Annotated in this window: 17 protein-coding genes, 1 tRNA gene and 1 pseudogene; 6 read left to right on the forward strand and 13 right to left on the reverse strand. The window is 53.1% G+C overall.

All coding sequences use genetic code 11. From position 1 onward, the window contains the following. The first annotated feature begins 20 nt into the window (after positions 1–20). The 6 genes from QN359_RS12560 (at position 21) to QN359_RS12585 (ending at position 6,889) form a co-directional block, all read left to right on the forward strand. Positions 21–353 (forward strand): multidrug efflux SMR transporter, encoded by a 333-nt coding sequence (locus QN359_RS12560; protein ID WP_322247628.1) that lies wholly within the window; start codon positions 21–23, stop codon positions 351–353. Between the two features lie 67 nt (positions 354–420). Then, positions 421–723, forward strand: coding sequence for a hypothetical protein (locus QN359_RS12565; protein ID WP_322247629.1), 303 nt, complete (start codon positions 421–423; stop codon positions 721–723). A gap of 46 nt (positions 724–769) precedes the next feature. Next, positions 770–4,843, forward strand: coding sequence for a DEAD/DEAH box helicase (locus QN359_RS12570; protein ID WP_322247630.1), 4,074 nt, complete (start codon positions 770–772; stop codon positions 4,841–4,843). 112 nt (positions 4,844–4,955) lie between these two features. Next, entirely contained in the window at positions 4,956–6,005 is a 1,050-nt protein-coding gene (gene dusA / locus QN359_RS12575; protein ID WP_322247631.1) for a tRNA dihydrouridine(20/20a) synthase DusA, read from the forward strand. Between the two features lie 9 nt (positions 6,006–6,014). After that, complete coding sequence (locus QN359_RS12580; protein WP_322247632.1) at positions 6,015–6,467, forward strand: copper chaperone PCu(A)C; 453 nt, start codon at positions 6,015–6,017, stop codon at positions 6,465–6,467. A 346-nt stretch (positions 6,468–6,813) separates the two neighbouring features. Next, a tRNA-His gene (locus QN359_RS12585) sits at positions 6,814–6,889 on the forward strand. 157 nt (positions 6,890–7,046) lie between these two features. Here the strand turns inward: QN359_RS12585 and QN359_RS12590 are convergent. From QN359_RS12590 to QN359_RS12650, 13 genes and pseudogenes are all read right to left on the reverse strand, one after another. Next, positions 7,047–7,241: pseudogene (locus QN359_RS12590) on the reverse strand (GPW/gp25 family protein); the annotation flags it as partial. Continuing rightward, a complete protein-coding gene (locus QN359_RS12595; RefSeq protein ID WP_322247633.1) occupies positions 7,238–7,891 on the reverse strand; it encodes a phage baseplate assembly protein V in 654 nt (217 codons plus the stop codon). The pseudogene QN359_RS12590 and the gene QN359_RS12595, both read right to left, overlap by 4 nt. Positions 7,892–8,260: 369 nt before the next feature. Further along, positions 8,261–8,683, reverse strand: a complete 423-nt coding sequence (locus QN359_RS12600) for a transcriptional regulator (RefSeq protein ID WP_322247634.1) — start codon at positions 8,681–8,683, stop codon at positions 8,261–8,263. Beyond that, positions 8,671–8,970 carry a type II toxin-antitoxin system HigB family toxin gene (locus QN359_RS12605; RefSeq protein WP_322247635.1) on the reverse strand — a complete coding sequence of 100 codons (300 nt, stop codon included), beginning with the start codon at positions 8,968–8,970 and terminating at the stop codon, positions 8,671–8,673. Before QN359_RS12605 ends, QN359_RS12600 begins: the two co-directional genes overlap by 13 nt. A gap of 187 nt (positions 8,971–9,157) precedes the next feature. Next, complete coding sequence (locus QN359_RS12610) at positions 9,158–10,357, reverse strand: ATP-binding protein (protein ID WP_322247636.1); 1,200 nt, start codon at positions 10,355–10,357, stop codon at positions 9,158–9,160. Between the two features lie 483 nt (positions 10,358–10,840). Continuing rightward, a complete protein-coding gene (gene phnF / locus QN359_RS12615) occupies positions 10,841–11,656 on the reverse strand; it encodes a phosphonate metabolism transcriptional regulator PhnF (RefSeq protein WP_323493584.1) in 816 nt (271 codons plus the stop codon). Between the two features lie 51 nt (positions 11,657–11,707). Further along, positions 11,708–12,556, reverse strand: a complete 849-nt coding sequence (gene phnX / locus QN359_RS12620; protein WP_322247638.1) for a phosphonoacetaldehyde hydrolase — start codon at positions 12,554–12,556, stop codon at positions 11,708–11,710. 25 nt (positions 12,557–12,581) lie between these two features. Beyond that, positions 12,582–13,682 carry a 2-aminoethylphosphonate--pyruvate transaminase gene (locus tag QN359_RS12625; protein WP_322247639.1) on the reverse strand — a complete coding sequence of 367 codons (1,101 nt, stop codon included), beginning with the start codon at positions 13,680–13,682 and terminating at the stop codon, positions 12,582–12,584. Between the two features lie 37 nt (positions 13,683–13,719). Beyond that, a complete protein-coding gene (locus QN359_RS12630; protein WP_322247640.1) occupies positions 13,720–15,429 on the reverse strand; it encodes a putative 2-aminoethylphosphonate ABC transporter permease subunit in 1,710 nt (569 codons plus the stop codon). After that, positions 15,426–16,532, reverse strand: a complete 1,107-nt coding sequence (locus QN359_RS12635) for a putative 2-aminoethylphosphonate ABC transporter ATP-binding protein (RefSeq protein WP_322247641.1) — start codon at positions 16,530–16,532, stop codon at positions 15,426–15,428. Before QN359_RS12635 ends, QN359_RS12630 begins: the two co-directional genes overlap by 4 nt. After that, entirely contained in the window at positions 16,529–17,095 is a 567-nt protein-coding gene (locus QN359_RS12640) for a phosphonate degradation HD-domain oxygenase (protein WP_322247642.1), read from the reverse strand. Before QN359_RS12640 ends, QN359_RS12635 begins: the two co-directional genes overlap by 4 nt. A 58-nt stretch (positions 17,096–17,153) precedes the next feature. Beyond that, on the reverse strand, positions 17,154–18,173 hold the full coding sequence (locus tag QN359_RS12645; protein ID WP_322247643.1) for a putative 2-aminoethylphosphonate ABC transporter substrate-binding protein: 1,020 nt from the start codon (positions 18,171–18,173) through the stop codon (positions 17,154–17,156). A gap of 275 nt (positions 18,174–18,448) precedes the next feature. Beyond that, positions 18,449–20,260, reverse strand: a complete 1,812-nt coding sequence (locus QN359_RS12650; protein WP_322247644.1) for a hypothetical protein — start codon at positions 20,258–20,260, stop codon at positions 18,449–18,451. Between the last annotated feature and the right edge of the window lie 116 nt (positions 20,261–20,376).

The following is a 20,376-nucleotide window of genomic DNA, read 5'->3' on the forward strand; positions in this document are numbered from 1 at the left end:
GGCTTTGACAAGGATACATAATGATGAACTGGCTCTATCTGGGATTGGCAATTTTCTGTGAAGTGATCGCTACCTCGGCACTCAAAGCCTCGGAGGGATTCACGCGACCGTGGCCGACGCTGTTGCTGGCCTGTGGTTACGCTGCCGCTTTTTATTTTTTATCGCTGACCTTGCGCAGCATTCCGGTTGGCGTCGCCTATGCGGTCTGGTCTGGGGTTGGGGTGGTCTTGATTTCCTTGGTCGCTTTTGTATTGTACGGGCAGCGCCTGGATCTTGCCGCTTTGCTTGGCATTGGGCTGATCGTCGCCGGTGTGATTGTCATTAATGTTTTTTCTTCCTCAGTCAGCCACTGAGCCAGCTTGGCAGTGAATGTGGTAACCTGCCCTGATCTTTAACAGGGGGGTTTTCACATTGGAAAAATTGAAATTATTTCCGTTTGCGCGCCTGATGGCCTTGAGTTTATTCGGCTGGTCGGCGCTGGCGAGTTTTCAGCGTGCGCTCGCACATGATTTGCTCAGCGAAGCCCTGATCGCTTGCGGCTTTGTCTTCTTATGCGTGCTCTATTTATTGCAGCCCTTGGTGTTTGCGGCACCGACCGCAGAGTTACGCGCGCGTAAAGCGGCTGCGACCATCGGTTCGGCGGCCTTGCATCGATTTCTATCGATGAGCGGTTTGATTTGTTTAGCCGGCGGCTATGCTGCGCGCTATCTGCTTGAGGCTTGAGCACGATGCTGGTCTCGTTTTTTCAGTTTTTTGATGATCTTTTATGATGCATTTATTTTCCCAATGTTCTGATGATGAATGGCCCTTGCTGACGGCAACGGCCTTGTTCGAAGTGCCGCTGAATCAGCCGCGCGCACTCGAGTTCTTGCAGCTTTGTGGACGTACTACCGCTATTGGCAATCCGTATAACGCCAAATTGCTGAAAGAATTGATCACCGATTTGTGCCGACGGCATTTGCTGCGGCAAGAAATAGGGCTGGGCTTTGTGTTGCGCGAAGATTTGCGCATGGCGGTGCTGTTGCGCGCGCAGCAGCGCGGCGAATTGAAAACCTGGATCACGCATGTGCGTGATTTTCTTAAGCGTAATGGTGAATACCAACATTGGAAATCGTATGATGCGACGTTTTATCGGCGCGAAATGCTGTTTTCTTTACTGTTGGGCCGCACTGATGAAACTTTGCTGTGGCGAGAGAAATTTTATAGCGTCGCCACGCACACTCTGCCGGTGCCGGGTGCGGATTTCTTCAATGATGAAGAAGGCTTGGCCTTATTCGCTCAGCTCAAAGAGATTGATCAGGGTATGCTGCTCACCGATGTGTTTACCCATGCTAACTGGCATTTGAACGATTGTCGGCGTGCGTACGATTACGCTTGTTCGCAAATCGAACAGCATGCCGGAAGTTGGCCACAACTGATGGGCTTATTAGCTTGGCAAGCGCTGTTGCGCGGCGATTTTGATCGTCTCGAACAATTGAAAACGCGTTTGCCACCGCAAGTGCAAGCGGAATTTCTAATCGTTTTCGCGGTGCTGCAAAAGCGTATGGCCGCCGCAACCGGCGTGGTGCAAACCTATGCAGAAGTGCAGAAAACAGCCACGGGTAAGCGTAAGTTATTTTTGCCCGAGACCTTGGGTTTACTGGCGACCATCGCCTTGCTGGCCAAGAATGACAGCGCCAGTTTAAAACTGGCCAAGGCCCAGGTCGACGAGGGTGTGAAACAAAAGCACGCTTACAGTTATTTTGTCTTGCAACCCTTGGTCCATCATTTAGCCAGCGGCGTGGTGCTGCCGATTTCGCATTTTTCCGTGCGCCCGCAGCATGACATCGATGCCGTGTTCGAAGCGGTGGCTGCTTACTGGCAGGATGCGCCGCCGCATCCGAAGTTGCAAGCCAAGCTGTTGGCCATGCGCGATGTGATGCAGGGCTATGGTTATCAGTGGGTGGAGGCGGAACTCGATGTCTTGCTCGCTCGTCAATTCGCTGTCGAAGCGCGTGGCGTCGGCTGGCATGCGCAACATCAGATTGTGCCACTGCTCGACTTGTTTGAACGCGAAGCAAGTTGGAAGCGTGCGCTGACTGCCTTGAGCCAGTTGAAACCCGCTGCCGAAGCCGTCAGCACGGTCGCGGAACAGCGTTTGGCTTGGTTGTTGGAATTTCAGTTTCAGGAATTGAAAGCGGAACCACGCGAACAGAAGCGTAGCGTCAAGGGCAGTTGGAGTAAGGGCCGTCCGGTGGCTTTGCGTCGTTTGGCACAAGAGCAGGACAGTTTGCCTTACTTGCTGGAACAAGACCGCCAAATCGCCTCCTGTGTGCGCAAGACGCACGACAGTTATTACGGTGGTAGTGAATTTGAATTGCAGATCGAGAAGGCCTTGCCCCACCTGATCGCTCACCCAGCCGTGTACTGGGCCGATGCGCCCGATGTGCGTATCGATGTGGTGAAAGGCGATATCGCCTTGCAACTCAAAGAGGATGGTGATCAAATCAGTTTGCAGCTTGATCCTTACATTGGCGGCGACACCGCGCTGGTATGGAAAAAAGAAACCACCACGCGTTTGGCCGTCTATGTGAGTAGCCCGGAAATTCGGCAGATCAGTGGTATTTTAGGGCGCGGCATCAGTGTGCCCGGAAATGCCAAAGAACAGCTGATCGACGTGATTGCCGCCATTGCACCGCATTTACCGATTCATTCTGATCTGCCGGAATTGAATGCGCAGATTGCCAGTGTCGCGGCCGACCTGACGGTGTATGCACATTTATTACCACTGCAAGAGGGCTTGCGCTTGCAATTGCTGGTTCGTCCCTTGGCCGAAGGCGGTTGGTATGCGCCGGGCCAAGGTGCTGCGCATGTGCTCGGTGAGCGCGCCGGCTTGCCCTTGCAAGCCAATCGCGATTTGCCGCTGGAGCGCGCGCGGCTTGAGCAGGTGCTGCAGGCTTGCCCGAGCTTAAGCGTGGCGGAAAGCAGTCAGCAGGAATGGCAATTGCTGCATCCTGAGCAATGCTTGGAATTGCTGGCCGAATTAAAAGCCCTGCCGCCTGAGTTGCTGCAATTGGTCTGGCCGGAAGGTGAGCGCTTCCGCTTGCGCGGCAGCCGTTCGCTGGCTAATTTAAGCTTGAGCATTAAAAAACAAGGCGAGTGGTTTGTCGCCGGCGGTGAAATCACGCTTGATGATGGCCGTGTGCTGGCCTTGCGCGAATTGCTGCAAATGGCGAACGCGGCGCGCGGACGTTTCCTGCGCCTCGGCGACGATGATTATCTGGTGCTGACTGATAGTTTCCGTCAACGCCTGAGCGAATTACAGGCGCTCGGTGAAGTCGGCCCGGATGGCATCCGCATCAATGCCTTAGCGGCACCGGCACTGGCGGCCTTGGCGGCCGAGGTCGGGCAGCTCGAAGCCGATGCCGGTTGGCGTGCCCAAGTCGAACGGCTCGATGCCATGGCGGCTTTTGTGCCGCAACTGCCATCGACCTTGCAAGCTGAGTTGCGCGATTATCAATTAGCTGGCTACCAATGGCTGGCGCGGCTGGCACAGTGGGGTGTCGGTGCTTGTCTGGCCGATGACATGGGGCTGGGTAAGACCGTGCAAACCTTGGCCTTGCTGCTACAACGCGCACCGAACGGCCCGGCCTTGGTGGTGGCACCGATTTCGGTGGCGCTGAACTGGCAGTCGGAAGTCACGCGCTTTGCGCCGACCTTGCGGGTGCGGCCGTATCACCTCAATCGGTCCTTGGCGGAACTTGGTCCTTTTGATCTCGTCATCGCCAGTTACGGCATGCTGCAGTCGGATGCCGAGGCCTTCGCCGCGCAACACTGGCACAGCGTGGTGCTCGATGAAGCGCAAGTGATAAAAAATTCGGCGACCAAACGCAGCCAGGCGGCGATGGCCTTGCAAGCCGATTTCAAAATGATCGCCAGCGGCACGCCGGTGGAAAATCATCTCGGTGAATTATGGAATTTGTTCCGCTTTATCAACCCCGGTTTGCTCGGTTCGAAAGAACGTTTCGCCGAACGCTTCAGCACGCCGATAGAACGCGGCGATAAAGACGCACGCTTGCATCTGAAAAAATTATTGCAGCCATTTATTTTGCGACGCACGAAAACGCAGGTGCTGACAGAATTACCGGCGCGGACAGAAATCACTTTGCAGGTGGAATTGAGTGCAGAAGAGCGCCATCTCTACGAAGCTTTACGACAAGAAGCGCTCGACACCATCGCCAATCTAGGCGGTGAGGCCGGTGCGTCACTCAAGGTGTTGGCCGAGATCACACGCTTGCGGCGTTTCTGTTGTCATCCGCAATTGGTGCTCAAACAAGCGACGATTGCCGGCAGCAAGTTGGCGGTGTTTGCCGAAACATTGACGGAATTGCTCGATAACCGCCACAAGGCGCTGGTATTCAGCCAGTTCGTCGATCATTTGGCCATCGTGCGCGCCTATCTCGATGAGCAGGGTATCAGTTATCAATATCTCGATGGCAGTACCGCGCCCTTGGAGCGTAAACGGCGTGTGGATGCCTTCCAGGCCGGGGAAGGCGATGTGTTTTTAATCAGCCTCAAGGCCGGCGGCACCGGGCTCAATCTGACCGCGGCCGATTATGTGATTCATCTCGATCCTTGGTGGAATCCAGCGGTCGAAGACCAAGCCTCCGATCGGGCCCACCGTATGGGGCAATTGCGACCGGTGACGATCTACCGATTAGTGACGCAAAACACAATAGAAGAAAAAATCCTCGCCTTGCATGCCGATAAGCGTGATTTGGCCAATAGTCTGCTCGACGGTGGCGATGCCTCGGCACGCCTCGATTCGGCAGCGCTGTTGCGTTTGCTGAAAGAAAGCGTGTAAGCCGATGCCGGCGCACGCAATGGTAAAATGCGGCCTGACGGCGTTCCCGTCTACCGCAGTCTCTCGCTGCGCTGCCATTGTATTTTAATAAGTTGTTGTAATCATTGTCATCATGCCTGAATCACAGAAAACACCCCAAGCGGCGCGCCGCACCGTTTGCGTCGCTCCTATGCTCGATTGGAGTGACCGTCACTGCCGTCAATTTCATCGCGAAATCACGCGCCATACCTGGCTCTATACCGAAATGGTGACGACCGGTTCGCTGCTGCATGGTGATGTTGCGCGTCATCTCGAATTCAATCCCGGCGAGCATCCAGTGGCGCTGCAATTGGGCGGCAGCGAACCGAGCGAGTTGGCACAGTGCGCCGTGCTGGGGCAGCAATGGGGCTACGATGAAATCAATCTCAACTGTGGTTGCCCTTCGGAGCGCGTGCAGAAGGGTGCTTTCGGCGCTTGTCTGATGGCCGAACCGACGCTGGTGGCCGACTGCGTGAAGGCGATGAAGGATGCGGTCGATATCGATGTCACGGTCAAACACCGAATCGGCATCAATGATGTCGATTCTTACGATTTCATGCGTGATTTTGTCGGTGAGGTTGCCGAAGCTGGTTGCCGCACCTTTATTGTCCATGCCCGCAATGCGATCCTGAAGGGCTTGACGCCGCGTGAGAATCGCGAAATTCCGCCACTCAAATACGAGTATGCGTATCGCTTGAAGCGTGAATTTCCCGAACTGGAAATTATCGTCAACGGCGGCGTCAAAACTATCGCTGAAATCGATGTGCATTTGCAGCAGCTCGATGGTGTGATGATAGGTCGTGAGGCCTATCACAACCCGTATTTTATGGCCGAGTTTGATGCCCATTTTTATGCCGATACCAGACCGGTACAAACGCGTGAGCAAATTTTGCATGCGATGATTCCGTATATTCGTGAACAATTAGCCTTGCACGGCAATGGTGGCAAAGGTATGCGCTTGAACAGTGTGGTGCGCCACATGTTGGGGCTGATGATGGGGCTGGTCGGTTCGCGCGCTTTTCGTCAGACTTTGTCGGACAGTAAACAACTTGCACTCGGCAATCCCGAATTACTGATCGCAGCATACGAACGTATGCAAACGATCACTACTTATGACCGTAGTACTGAAAACTTGAACGCTTAAGGAGCACTTATGAATACCGCAATTCGATCGATCTTGTTATTGTCTTTGCTGTCGGCCGCCGCCATCGCGCAAGCCGAAATTGTTGTGCAAGAAGCCTGGGTGCGCGCCACGGTAGCGCAGCAGCACGCAACCGGCGCGTTTCTGCAGATACGCAGCAGCCAAGACGTGCGCTTGGTCGCAGTTCAGACCGCTGCCGCAGGCATCTCGGAAGTGCATGAAATGAAGATGGAAAATGATGTCATGAAAATGCGCGCGCTGCCGTATCTCGATATCGCCGCCGGAAAAACCGTGGAATTGAAGCCCGGTGGTTTGCACATCATGCTGATGGATTTGCATGGACAAGCCAAAGCCGGCGAAAAATTGCCGCTGAAATTGATTTTTGAAACGAAAGACAAGAAGCGTGAAACGGTTGAAGTGAATGCCAACGTAAAAAATATGAACGCGAGCGACGGTAAGATGTAAGTAAGCGCAAGGAATTTGTTTCCCAAGTGCACGATGCGTAAGCGATTGTAATAAGTGCAAAGTTTTGCTGCGCCAAATATTATAGTCGCGTCAGTTGCATTGTAAACTCCTCTTCTCACTACCGTGAGTTCATGCCTGCGCCGTATTTCAGCGCAGGCTTTTTTTATCTGAATGTACAAAGCAGCCACCGGCGCTTCCCTTAGGCCCCTGGCTATGCCGATCTCAATAATCGCGCTGGCGTGATGGGTAATAATTACAAAGAATGCCCCGCCCCCTTGTCAAAAACCGGATTGGTCGGTATAATGCGAAGCTCTCTGGGTGCATTATTTGATTCAGAGTTTCAGTGGTGGTCGTAGCTCAGTTGGTAGAGTCCAGGATTGTGATTCCTGTTGTCGTGGGTTCGAGCCCCATCGTCCACCCCATTGAATTCAAAGACTTAGCCCGCTTTTTAGCGGGCTTTTTCTTTTTTTCACAATTTGCGTGCCGCGTTAAGCCGGCAGTTCCTTGCAAATCGTAAGCCAGTTGCAAACCGCTCAGCGTGAGGCGCGGTTCCCAGCGCAGCAGAGCATAGGCCGTGGCCGCATACAAGCGCAAACGGGTGGCACCATTGAGCGGCTGATCGATCAGCTCCGGCACCTCCGAACCATACTCGCGCCGCATGACCCGGCTACCGATCGGTGTCGTTAACATATCGGCGACCGATTGCTGTATATGCGCCAAGCCCGACAAGGCCGCACCGCTGAGCCTGCTCATGCCACTCATCATGTCGCTCATTGCGGACCTCCGGTCTGCGCGCCGCCGGCTTGGATGCCGCCGTGGCGGTGAGCGACCAAGCTGATGCCGCTGACTTCCACATCTGCGCTGACCGTCAGCCGCCCCTCAATCCGCGCGCTGTCTCCAGTGGCACCTGGTAACACCGCCATGCCGGCATTGAGCATGCTCATGCCGTTGACAATCAGATTTTTTTGCACCGTCAAATTACCGGTACAGGTCGTTTCCGGCGCATCAGCGGTAACTTGGTCGGCTTTGATGAAGGCATGGCTGCCCGCTGGTAAAACAGCGCTCAAGGTATGGGATTGCCAGTCATAGGAAATGCTGGCGTCGTCCTGATAATGGCTGAGATGTTGCGCCGGATTGCTTGAAGGTGCCGCGCCACGGTCAGAGTAAATGGCCCCCACAATCACCGACTGATTAAAATCGCCTTCCGGTGACAATACAAGAACTTGCTCACCCTCTGAGGGTGCCCACCAGGTTTGCGTGTCGCCGGCCCGCTCGGTGAGCCATGGCCGCCAGTCCGTCAGATTTTTACCAACCAAGACGCGGGCCCGCTGTTGAGGATAGTCGCACTCGACGATACGGCCTAAGCGTATCAGATTGAGAAGTAAACGCAGTAATTCAGAGCGGTCGGCAGTCATGCACATCATGTTGCCGCGTCAGCGCTGGAATTGCATCAGGCACTTGGTTAGAAAGGCGTTTATCAACTCGGACGCGATGCCCAGTTGGCTGGCTGCATGAGAAAGTACCGGCTCAGCCTCGGCTCAGTCAGCGTCGCCAAAAAAAAGCAGCGATCAGGTCAGTGTCAGCGCACCTGCCTGACTACCGTAGACCATGGTAAGCAAGTCTAACGATGAATCATCCATTTGACTCCTCTTTTGCATTTAAAGGTACAAATAAATACCACCTCGTCGCAGCAGTTGTGGATACCGAAATGAAAGTGAATAAAATTAACGCAAAGAATTTGTACTTCAAACTGAATTTATTCACCATCTTTCCTTTACGACTTAGGCTGATAGTTAGATAAACACAGCAGCAGGGACCTGAAAGCGTCCGGCCAGCTCTTTAATTTGCCGAACGTTAAGTTCACGTTTCCCACGCAAAATCTCTGACACCACTCCTTGGCTACCAATTTCGGGAAGATCGGACTGAGTGAGTTGATGCTGCTGCATCAGAAACCGCAAAGTAGCTGCTGGCGTGACTTCTTGAACCGGGTTATGCAAATCCTCGTAGTCACCAATCACCGCGCCCAACGCATTGGTCAGATCGCCGAGTGGCGAACTTTCGTCGGCAGCGCCTGCATCCAGAAGCTGGTTCAAGATCGTGACGGCTTTCTCATAGTCGGCGTCCGTGCGGATCGCGCGCAGCGGTACAAGAGCTGCGAGCGCCTGAAAACGGGTGGTGATGTCGCTAATCACCTGGCGGTCCATTAAGGCTTCCATTTGTCATACTCCTTGTGCGTAAAAACATGGCGGACAAACAGCTTTTGCTGATCGAAATGTATCGCCGCGATAATGCGATATTTGTTGCCGCCGATATCGAAGACGTAATAAATGTCTACCTTATCGACCGCATTAAAGATGGCTTTTATCTCAGAGAAATTTAAATATGTCCGAGACTCGGCAATCTTACGCCACGCCTGAAGTGGCTCCCCGGCTTGGGGATGGATTGCTGAGAAGTCTGTCAGGGCTTTGTTGGATATCACTCGCATAAATATATTGTATCTCATTTTGAGATAATTGCATACATTTTTTGTGTGATCCCCATCTCAAGGCGGCAGCTATCCCGGTTGCGAATAAAGCTGTCGCTTCAACAGCGAGTAAAGTATCCAAAGAGCTTGTACATTTGCCACTCCATAATTTCAGGAACCCAATACTCGCGGTCACTCATTTCTACACTCACCTTCTATTATCGGATCAATTTTCGGCGTTGGCCCATTCCTCTCCAGGCATGGTGCGTTTCATAAACTCGTCAAACAACGGTACCGTAAATGCCGTATCACCATGTGTCGGACTCCAAACCATTCCTTTTGAAATTAAGCTGCTTCGAACTGGCCCCAGCGATGAACTCTCTCGCCCAAGCTCTGCCGCAATATCTCCTGAGCGATGAGGTCCGTTTCCAAGTTCAGCCATTGCGCGAAGGTATTTCTTCTCTGCCGGGGTAAGGCGATCAAATCGTACCTGAAAAAAGCTTTCGTCCAGCGCAGCAACCGCTTCAGTAGAGGCCGTCTCCACATCCGTTTTGCTGATCGGGCTAGTGTCGGCGACGTCCCACGCATGCTTCCCCCACTCCTGCAAGAAATATGGATAGCCTTTGGTATAGTTCAAGATCAATGCCACCGCGTCGCCATCCACGTCAACGCCCTCACTCAAAGCAGGCTTAACAATAGCGCTGGTAGCGTCAGCAGCTTCGAGCGGTCCGATCGCAGGGAAGTCAAATAAACGTTCCGCATACGATTTAGCTTTACCCATGCGTCCGCGCAATTGAGGCAATCCCGCCCCTACAAGTACAAGTGGTAATTGCAGCTGGGAACAGCGATGGAGTGCAGAAATCAATGCCACCATCTGCTGCTCAGGCACATACTGCAATTCGTCGATAAAAATTGCTACTAGCGTGGATGCTGCTTGAGCGGCGCGTCCTACCTGCTCCAGCAGCATCGTAAGATCACCTTCCAAGTCGCCGTTGTCAGCCAAACCGGGCTCAGCTTCATAATCTAGGCCAACCTCGATATCATTAAATGTGATTTTCATTTTGCCAACGAATCCGGCCAGAGCACGTAGGCCACGGATAGCGACATCTTTTGCTTTCTCCATACGGCTTAGCTTGAGCAAGCCACGCCGTAATTGCGGCGCAAGTGCGGCTGGAAGAGATCTACCTTCCGGCACCTCAATCCGGATCGTAACTACGCCGGTAGCCTCGGCGTCTTTCATCATCTGATCGAGCAGAACCGTCTTCCCAACACCTCGAAGCCCGACCAACATCATGCTTTTAGCGGGCTTGCCTCGCCTAAGCCGCTCTATACACAAACTCATTTTCTCTCGCACAGCGTTTCGGCCGGCGAGTTCGGGCGGAGGACTTCCGGCACCGGGTGCGTAAGGATTCAATATGGGATCCATATGTACCTATATTAGTTAAGTTATTAAATATTAATAAAGTACGTAATATCAGTATAAATATCAATGACATGCCTTAAATAACAGCCGCAAACATGTCTGGTAAAGTTGCCTGTGAGACGTCAAGGTATGGCCGAATGTGATCAATTCAGCATGCCCTAAAAGCTGATGGGCCGTCTCCAGGCTATGCCCTTTTGCCAACAAATTGCTGGCAAAGGATCGACGGCCAGAATGGCTGCTACCGCCGCGAATGCCCGCATCTTTGAGGAGCTTGGTGACGTCCCAAAGGGTTACAAGTTCAGGCTTGTAACCCTTTTGTACGTCTGGAGTATTAATTTAGTGTCGTGTAGGGCTAGTATTGGATCCCTCTGTGTCAGGATAGTTGGTAAGTTGCCGATTTCGGCATTTTCCACCTATTGAGGTGTCTGGGAAAATTAGACCACAGCATACAGAGCGTTCATCCTCTCGGATTGTGTATGGACTAGACTAGTCAGGCTCAATGACAACCTGGACTGCCGTACTACAAAAACGGGAAATGCCATATTCGATGGGACTACCAGCTTCATCAACATAGACGGCTTCGACATAAAGAACAGGTAATGTACTTGGCTGGGAGAGTTGCCGTGCAATTTCTTTACTGGGCATGCGGGCCGTCACTCGACTCATGCGACGTTGAAATTGTAAAATACCAAACTGTTCTAATGCGAGATGGGTAATGCCGTTTTTTGCATAAAGTTCTCCGAGTCCTGCAAAGCGAGGCAAAGGAAAATACTGGGTACATACGCCAATCACTTTGTCATCGACGACATCGAGCGTCTCGATACCAAGCACACTGGCTTTGCTCGACAAATCCAGCAATTGACGCACTTCTGCGCTGGCCGACATAGCAGACCAATGCAACACTTTGCTGACGCCTATCCTTCGTGCATTGGCAACACTATGAGCCAAACGCGTCCGGCGGCCGACTTGATAATCAATGATATCGTCTCGTACAAAAGTACCGCGCCCATGCTGTACATCGACCATGCCGCGTTCGACAAGCGCCTTCATCGCTTGCCGCACCGTGTGTCGGTTGACGTTGAAGCGTTCGGCGAGTGCTGTTTCGTTGGGCAAGCGGTGAGACAAATGCCCGGCTAAAATATCGGCACTGAGCACTTCTTCAATTTGTCGCCAGATGCAGATGCCTGGACTGCGAATGATATTTTTTTGATCCATACCGAATTCTGACATACCTTCACTGAAAAGATGACGGTGAATCAGTGCAACTACACCTTGATATTGACAGCAAAAGGCGCCTTGCATTGCATCCTCATTGGCAACGGACAATTCCACAGCGATTAAATCTGCGCTTCCTTAAGGCCGCTGGCCCTGCGCCATACTCGCTTCGATCCGATCGATGACGGCCGGCAGATCGGCGATGGTATCGATCACATAATGCGCCCCCGCGCGTGCCAGTCGGTTAGCCGCCACAACGCGCCGGGCAGCTCTTTGATCCGTTGATAATTTATCCATTTCAGCGAGTGTCAATCCGTTTTCATTGCCGGACAGGGACAAACCAACGGTCCACATTCCAGCGGCAAGACCTTCTTCAATGCCGGGTAGCGTGTCGTCGACTTTCACGCAAGCGCGTACGTCACCGATACCTAATTCAATCAGATTGGCTAAGGCCATCCACGGCCCAGGGCGACCTCCGGCGTTGAGATCATCGGTGGCAACCGCGTGCGCCACCGTCAGACCTTGCGAGGCCGCGTGTGCCAGCAGTTTCTCCATAACCACCCGAGGATAGCCTGAGCAGGAGCCGATGGCGATACCACGTGACCTGAGCTGAGCGAGCACCTCAAGCGTTCCGGGTATGAGATCGGAGTACGCTGCAACGCGCTCGATTTGTAAGGGCAGGAAGGCGGCGTACAGTGCATCCACATCGGCGTCGCTCATCGTTCGGCCGTAACGCTCATGCCAACGCTGGGCGACCGCGCTTTGCTGGCCGAGTGCCTGAATGTGATCCCATTTGGCCAGGCCCATAGGGATGCGGGCTTCGTCCATCGTCACCAGCACTTCGAAGCCGGCAAAGGCGTCAATCAGGACCTGCGTCGGCGCGAAGGAACCATAGTCGACCAGTGTGCCGGCCCAGTCGAAAATAACCGCACGTACCGGCCCTTGGTAGTTGCGTTGGTAAAGATAATTTGTCGTAGCGAGAGTCATGTCGGTCAGCGATGAAGTCAAAAAGTTAAAGGCAAATGTGCATTTTTTTCAAGGCATGCGCGATCGCATCCAGCGCGATCGCCATTTCAGCCTGGCCAAGCGCGCCGATACAGCCGATCCGGAAGGTCTCCGCCGACGTCAATTTGCCGGGGTACAGGATTACCCCCCGTGCTTTCGTCAATTGATAAAATTGACTGAAATTCCAGTGTGGATGCTGCGGTGCGTGGACCGTCACGATGATGGGTGCCTGAATCTCATGCGGTAAGAAACTCTGTAATCCCTGCGCTTTCAAACCTTCAATCAGCGTGTGACAATTGGCGGTATAGCGCTGCAAGCGTGCCGCTCTGCCGCCTTCTGCGTCGAACTGATCGAGCGCGACGGTCAATGCTGCCATGACATGCGTGGGTGGTGTATAGCGCCACTGTCCGGTCTGTTCCATATAGCGCCATTGTTGGTACAGATCGAGTGACAGTGAATGCGCGTGGCCGCTGGTTTGTTCGAGTTCGGCAGTTTTGACCAGGACGAAACCCATGCCAGGCACCCCTTCCAGGCATTTGTTGCTGGAAGCGATAAGGGCATCAAACTTGCAGGTCTTGGCCGATAAGGGAAGGGCCCCAAAGGCACTCATCGCGTCAATGATCAGTTTCTTTCCGGCGGCGGCGACAAGCGCGGAAATGGCTGGCATAGGATTGAGAATGCCGGTGCTGGTTTCGCAATATACGACCGCGACATGCGTGATTTGTGGGTCGCTCGCTAATGCCTCGGCGACGATGGCTGGATCGACTGGCGCAGTTTCGCCGAAATCCAACACCGATACCTGTCGCCCCATTGTTTCCGTCAGCTGTGCAATGCGCTTACCGTAGGCACCGTTGACCAGGCAGAGCAATTTGCCATCGCGTGGCATCATTGTACCGATGGCGGCTTCCACTGCAAACGTGCCCGATCCCTGCAGGGGCACACAGGTATAGTCGTCTTCACCATCAATGATAGCGACCAAGCGTTTGCGCAAGGAAGCAGTCAGGCGAGTAAAATGACTGTCCCATGAGCCCCAATCGTGCAACATGGCGGTCTTTGTTGCCAAACTGGTAGTGAGTGGGCCGGGAGTAAGGAGGAGAGCGTCGCGCATGCTGAGCCTTCAGAAAATAGGGTGTGAAATGTTGCAATCAATGTAAGCCGGATAATCGGCGCCAGGCTTGGCCGCGGTGACTTAGCCACCAACCGGCACCATGCATCAGCGCGCTGACAAGCAAGGAACTGATGACGATGAGTGTCGCCATTGCGGCGGCGGCTGCCGTATCACCGGCATCATCCATATTCAGGATCGCTACCGCGGCAAGCACCGTGTCTGGGGTGTACAAAAAGATGATGCAACTTACCGTCGTCATACTGGAAATGAACAGATAGCGCGCCACATTAAACACTGCAGGTAAGTTGATTGGTAAGGTCACATGCAGAAAAGTATGCCACCATGGCCGCTGCAAACTGCGGGCGACTGCTTCAATTTCGCTATCTGATTGGCGCAGTGAGGTCGTCAGTGTCAAGTGCGCGGTGGTGTAAAAATGGGCGATCGTCGCCACGACCATCAAGCTCATCGTTCCATACAAAAAATGCAAAGGATTGCTTGGTGCATTGAAGCACAGCACATATCCCAGGCCAAGCACCAGGCCAGGTACTGCCATCGGTAATAAAGCTAAGCTGCGAATCGTCGCAATGATGCCTGCAGGAACTGGTAATTTTTCGATTAAATAGGCACTGATAAAAATAAATCCCGTACCAAATATTGTCACGAGCGTGGCCAGTCGCATGCTGTTCAGGAAGGCGAGCCAACCGCCGCCATCTAACTGCTCAAAATCAAAATGCGACCAGGTAAGACTCATGTCGTACGGCCACATTTTGATAAATGCAGCTACGCAACCAACCCCAAGTAAGGCCAGAAAACAGACCGAGGTGCCTGCACAGAGCAGCCATAGAAGCACGTCACGCAGGTGGTTACGTCGCGGCTGATAGACCACCGACCGTCCGCTCATTTGGCCCGTCCGATGGCGGGACAGCCAGCGCTCAAGCATGAAGCTCAACACCGCCGGCAGCAGTAATAACACGCCAATGACTGCGCCCTTATTAAAATTTTGCTGGCCGATGACTTGTTTGTAGGCTTCCAATGACAATACATTCATCTGCCCACCAATGACTTTCGGGATACCGAAATCGGTGACTACCAGCGTGAACACAAGCATCGCGGCAGACACAAGGCCATAACGGGCGTTTGGCAAGGTCACCGTCAGGAAGCGACGGAATTTGCTGGCACCGAGTGTTTCAGCCGCTTCATAAAGTCGACTGTCGCTCACACTCAGCGCAGTAGTCAGTATCAGCAGGGCATGCGGGAAAGTATAAAAGACTTCTCCCAGTATGATTCCGATCGGGCCATATATCGAAGCGCCAGCCAAGCAGTTTTTCAGTAATCCTTGGTTGCCGAACAAATACACCAAAGAAATGGCGGGCATCAACGAAGGCGCAAGCATTGGTGTCAATGCGATCAGCCTGAAGACGCGCCGTCCGAGCAAGCGCGTACGCGTCAAGGCGAAAGCAAAGGCGAGTGCCAAAGGCAGAACAATGACGAGCGTCGCCATGCCCAGTGCAATGCTGTTGCCAGCCGCGATACGTAGTCTGGGTTCCATCAGCATAGTCGTCCAATTAGCCAATCCGACATAGCTACCGTTGCGCGCTTGTGTGGTCATACTGAACATGCTTAACAAGGGCGAGGCAATGAAGGCGAGCATCAGTAACGCGACTATACCGACGAGCCAGACCGCGAGCTTTTCGTCGATGCTGCGGAACGCAGGTAAGCGATGTCGACTTGATCGAAGTAAAGTCATGGCGCGCATGATGGTGAAGCAGCAAAGACGCGAACTTTGTGTTGAGGAAGGCTGACAGGCACGCGTCGACCGGGTTCGAGCGATGCATAGCCGGCGTCATTCGGGCCAACATCGACAAAGATGGACATGGCGCGATCAGCGCACAGGGATAGTGTGGCGCGACGTAGTCCACCATGAAAATCCACCCGGTCCACGATAGCCATCATGGAATCTGTTCCGGAATGCCAATGTGTTTCGATTTTCACATCTTCTGGGCGGCAAAATAAAGTGGCGTTATGCGCACCGGATGGCAGGTTCACATTGATCGGGAGGCCAGCTAAAGAAGCCAGTCCGTCAGCGGATCGAAGTAATGGCAACCAGTTGGCGCGTCCTACGAAATCAGCAACAAAATGGGACGCCGGATCGCGATAGATCTGCTCCGGGCTACCAATCTGCTCAATCTGACCGTTGCTCATCACGACCACGGTATCGGCGATTGTCATTGCTTCGTCCTGATCATGGGTCACCATAATCGTCGTCACCCCCAGCTTTTGTTGCAGGCGACGAAGCTCTTGACGCAGCCGTTCGCGTACTTTTGCATCCAGTGCTGAGAGGGGTTCATCGAGCAGCAGCAAGCTCGGCGAGGTGGCAAGTGCCCGGGCCAAGGCGACGCGTTGTTGTTGACCTCCAGAAAGTTCCGAGGGATAGCGATTTTCCGTGCCATGCAATCCAACCAGATCAAGTAATTCATCGACCCGATGGTTCTTGTCGGCACGGTTTTGGCGCAATGCGTAGCCAATATTTTGGGCAACAGTCAAATTGGGAAAGAGCGCATACGATTGAAAGACAATGCCATAATTGCGCTGTGCGGGCGGCAATGTGCCGATCTCACGACTGCCCATAAACAAGCTGCCGGAGTCTTGCACTTCGAGTCCCGCGATAATCCGGAGCAAGGTCGTCTTACCGCATCCGGAAGGTCCTAATAAGCAGACGAATTCTCCTTTCCGGATATGCAGGTTAATGTCGTGTAAAGCCTGAAATGTGCCGAACTGCTTGCTGATATGGTCCATTCGCAGCCAAGTTTTTTGTTCGTCCAGAGCAGATGATGCGCCGTCACTATTCATGTTGCAGCCGTCTTGGCGATCATACGATTGAGTCTGTGGAGATAATGCGCCAATGGCGGCACAACTAAACCCCTTACCTTGGCGGCGTCGTCGTAGCGACGCAGTGCCAGTGCTTGAGCAGCTTGTGGTTTGGCAATGAATGCGCTGGCTTCCGCACTATCCATTACGCCACCTTGAAGCGCCATGCTCATACGCGAAGCGTCAGATAGTGCCGCTGAATAAGATGGGTCGGACTGACACAAATAGCGTTTGGCATCGACATGCAAACGTATCGTTTCAATGACAGTGGACGGCACGAGCCCACGTAAGTAGGGTAGCACGCGGAGTTGATGCAGGTCATCCTTACCCTCCACCAGTTCATGATCGGATTGTTGACACAGCATATGACCAAGATCATGCAATAGACAAGCAATGACTAAGGCGTCGTCCCCGCCCGACTGCTCAGCTTGCCAGGCAGTTTGGAGTGCATGTTCAGTTTGGGTAATCGCTTCGCCTCCGTAAAGCGCGTTTCCCGCTTGATCAAACAGCTCGATGATTTGAATTGTGGAAAGACGTTTGCTCATATGCCTGCCAAAGGAAAAAATAATGCGTCCGGACAAATAGGCCGGACGCCATCGGGAACTACTTCGGTTCGGATTTGCCATCGTAACGCTTGGTCCATTCGGCCAGAATGCGGTCACGATTATTGGCAGACCATTTAAGATCCTGTTTGATTAATTGTTGTTCGTACTTGACCGGAATCAGCGGGTTCTGTTTGGCTACGCCGGGGTAGGCGACTATGGCAAAATTATTGGCAAACAATTCGTTGGCGGACTTTGATGCGGACCAATCAGCGAGCTTGCGTGCGGCATCAAGATTTTTTGTTCCCTTCATGATCGCGGTCGCTTCCACGTCCCAGCCCAAACCTTCCTTCGGGAAAATCAGATCAATTGGGGCACCGCTCTCCTTCAACTTTGCACCGCGATACTCAAAGGCGATGCCAATCGGAAACTCACCACTGGCCGCTTGCTTGCAAGGTTTCGATCCGGAGTGCGTGTATTGCGCAATATTGCCATGCAACTGATCCATATAAGCCCAGCCATCTTTCTCACCGAGTTGCGTCAGCCAGCCACTCACATCAAAATAACCGGTGCCGCTCGAAGCAGGATTTGGCATGACGATTTTGCCTTTATATTCCGGTCTGAGTAAGTCTTTCCAGCTCTCTGGCTTTTTCAGGCCAAGCTTGGCAGCCTCAACCGTGTTGAAGCAAATCGTCGCACCCCAGACATCCATACCGACCCAACTCGGGGGGCTGGTGTCATCGACAAACCGCTGGTTCAATTTTTCAAGGCCTTTTGGGGCATAGGAAACGAGCATTCCCTCTTTTTCGAGTACAAGCAGTGATGTAGCAGCGACGCCCATCACGACGTCGGCTTGAGGCGCGGCTTTTTCAGCCAGCAATTTTGCAGTGATGATGCCTGTGGAATCACGTACCCAGCGAATCTTGATTTCCGGGTATTCTGTTTCAAATTGACGCTGATAAGATTTCAGTTGATCTGCTTCAAGTGCAGTGTAAACCGTCAAATTCGTCTCGGCAGAAGCTGCAATACTGACTAAGCAAAACAGTGAGGATAGGGATTTCAACAATGTGGAAAATTGCATCGAATACTCCTTTGAATGGAATGGTATCGCTGTGATACCCGAGTTTCAAAGTGTAGTGAGGCATTGTGACGTCATCGTGACGTCTAGATGACTTGCGGGCTGTTTTTGTCATGTTGTCGAGAGCTGGTTCAAAGCGCAGCCGTGAGCCATTGCTCTCTGTAGTGACAGTGCCGCCATCTTGCGCCCCGCAAGCGAGCCGCCTGCGGGGTGGTGAAGATGTCGGCCGGCGTGTTGAGGTATGGCGGTTCCTGTTTACTGGTACGGCTTAACAAGACTTACAAGCGATAAGCCGGCCCATAGGGCAGTAATAATTCACTGCCGGCCGCAATGTCATCGATGGCGATGTAGATGATATGGTATTGGCCTACCTGTATCGGTGTCAGGTTATTGGTTTTGCTTTGCCATTCCTTGGCTTTAGGCAAGGTGATGTCGGGATGCGCACTGTTGATTTTTTTCAGCATATTGCCGTCGGGGTAAGCACTGATATAGTAATTGGGATTTTTTACATCCATACGGTACGCGGTCACGACCTCCAGCCCATGCTTGGCCACTTCACTGTGCTCCGCCGCTGAGCCATATTTGATCAGGGTACCGCCATAGAAGCCCAAGACTTGGAATGCCTTGAGCGCTTTTTTCGCGTACACCGATTGGCCTCTGCTAGGGCCATAGAGTGGCAGCGACACTTGCATCAATTCGTCCATTTCTTTGGCCGCCACTTCGCCTTCATTGCTGATCCAGCGATGCACGTCTTCTTGCAGCATTTTTTTGATCAGCGCCACTTTATTTTCCGGCATCCCTTGGCAGCGCCAATCAATCCATCCCCATGAGCTGATGGTCGGGAACGCGGACAAACGGTCGGCCTCGGCGATCGAGTTTGGATAGCTGAGGTAGGGCGCGGCGTTATCGTAATCTTTCACGCGTACGCGGAACACGGTGTCGCCGGGGACGGAACCTGGCAAGAAGCCATATGCCAGCGGCGGCGGCAGGGTCTCGGGTGGGCCATAGCGCAGCTCGTGCAAGTGGGCGGCATTGGTTTCAGAGAACACCGTGCTCAGCAGTGGCGTTGTAGCGAGTGTATTTTTATAATTTTGTTCGATGACATCGTAGAGTGAGGTGATCTCACGGTAATGAATTCCCAAGTCATACGAGATATCGAAAAACTCTCCCTTGAGCGCGCTGACGGCTTGGTAGGCGGCATAAAATTCGGCATCATTCTGCGGCTGTTTTTGCATCTTTTCATAGCGTGACAAGTAGTCGGCTTTTTGTTTGATATGCATAAACAAAGCCTCATCTTTGACTTTGATTGCGCGGTAAAGTCGTATGGCAAGGTAGTGGTCTGGCAGATTTCTACTCGATAGCTCGTCCACCAAATCGAGCGCCTTGTTATGCAAGACCCGGTCCATATGCGTGATGATTGCCTCTTCTTTGGTATGTGGAGAGGGATATCGTTTGAGGTAGCTATCGTATAGTTGCAGCGTTTCTTTGATTGTTGTGAGGTCATCGAGTCGGCAGTTCAGTAACTTGTTTTCTATCATGCTGATGCCGGTTTCAGCCAGGCTGAGGCGCTGATTCTTGGCCGGCGAAAACAGCTTGCCGCAGGATGGGTCTTGATCGGCCCGTTTGTGCCGGCCGCCTGCCGGGAAGCGTATGTTGGCGGCGTTCGTCGCGCGCAGAGTCGGCACTTGCGCTGCCATCGCATGCATGGCGATCAGTTTGACGGTGAGGCAGGTTTGTTGCGCCTGCTGGGCTGCGTCGAGCTGCAGGCGCATGCCCGGGGGTAAGAAAAAAATGATGCGGCCACGACCGTGTTTTTCCTGCAAAAAAATCACATTATTCGTGCGGTCTTCGAGGAGATGGGCTTCCTGATCGCCTGATTCCAGTTGGCTGTCGAGCATGCGCAATTGGAACATGGTTTCTGCCGGTAATTTCTCCATATGCACTTGCAGGTCGTTGCTCGTGTCGGCGCTACTTTCGCTGCGCTTGTCCGTGGCTGGCTGCTTGACCCAGAGCTGGCTTATATCGATCGCCGTCGTCCCGGGTTCAAGGTAGAGCGCGGTGGTAGCATTGCGCACTGGCGTTTGCGGCAAGCTGCAAACGCCAGTGCCAGGGACGAAATAGCACGCGATTAAAGTGGCCCCCTAAGTCCAGACAATTATTCAAAGAGTTTAAGATAGTGCCTGTTTCTGCCACAGCTGCGCGGCGC

The sequence above is a fragment of the Undibacterium sp. 5I2 genome (assembly GCF_035019605.1).
Taxonomy (GTDB): Bacteria; Pseudomonadota; Gammaproteobacteria; order Burkholderiales; family Burkholderiaceae_D; genus Undibacterium.

What these genes read in the sequence shown, in the direction of transcription:
- QN359_RS12560 (WP_322247628.1), top strand. Translation starts at nt 21, where the DNA reads ATGATGAACTGGCTCTATCTGGGATTGGCAATTTTCTGTGAAGTGATC.
- QN359_RS12570 (WP_322247630.1), top strand. Translation starts at nt 770, where the DNA reads ATGCATTTATTTTCCCAATGTTCTGATGATGAATGGCCCTTGCTGACG.
- dusA (WP_322247631.1), top strand. Translation starts at nt 4,956, where the DNA reads ATGCCTGAATCACAGAAAACACCCCAAGCGGCGCGCCGCACCGTTTGC.
- QN359_RS12580 (WP_322247632.1), top strand. Translation starts at nt 6,015, where the DNA reads ATGAATACCGCAATTCGATCGATCTTGTTATTGTCTTTGCTGTCGGCC.
- QN359_RS12595 (WP_322247633.1), bottom strand. Translation starts at nt 7,891, where the DNA reads ATGATGTGCATGACTGCCGACCGCTCTGAATTACTGCGTTTACTTCTC.
- QN359_RS12600 (WP_322247634.1), bottom strand. Translation starts at nt 8,683, where the DNA reads ATGGAAGCCTTAATGGACCGCCAGGTGATTAGCGACATCACCACCCGT.
- QN359_RS12605 (WP_322247635.1), bottom strand. Translation starts at nt 8,970, where the DNA reads ATGAGATACAATATATTTATGCGAGTGATATCCAACAAAGCCCTGACA.
- QN359_RS12610 (WP_322247636.1), bottom strand. Translation starts at nt 10,357, where the DNA reads ATGGATCCCATATTGAATCCTTACGCACCCGGTGCCGGAAGTCCTCCG.
- phnF (WP_323493584.1), bottom strand. Translation starts at nt 11,656, where the DNA reads ATGCAAGGCGCCTTTTGCTGTCAATATCAAGGTGTAGTTGCACTGATT.
- phnX (WP_322247638.1), bottom strand. Translation starts at nt 12,556, where the DNA reads ATGACTCTCGCTACGACAAATTATCTTTACCAACGCAACTACCAAGGG.
- QN359_RS12625 (WP_322247639.1), bottom strand. Translation starts at nt 13,682, where the DNA reads ATGCGCGACGCTCTCCTCCTTACTCCCGGCCCACTCACTACCAGTTTG.
- QN359_RS12630 (WP_322247640.1), bottom strand. Translation starts at nt 15,429, where the DNA reads ATGACTTTACTTCGATCAAGTCGACATCGCTTACCTGCGTTCCGCAGC.
- QN359_RS12635 (WP_322247641.1), bottom strand. Translation starts at nt 16,532, where the DNA reads ATGAATAGTGACGGCGCATCATCTGCTCTGGACGAACAAAAAACTTGG.
- QN359_RS12640 (WP_322247642.1), bottom strand. Translation starts at nt 17,095, where the DNA reads ATGAGCAAACGTCTTTCCACAATTCAAATCATCGAGCTGTTTGATCAA.
- QN359_RS12645 (WP_322247643.1), bottom strand. Translation starts at nt 18,173, where the DNA reads ATGCAATTTTCCACATTGTTGAAATCCCTATCCTCACTGTTTTGCTTA.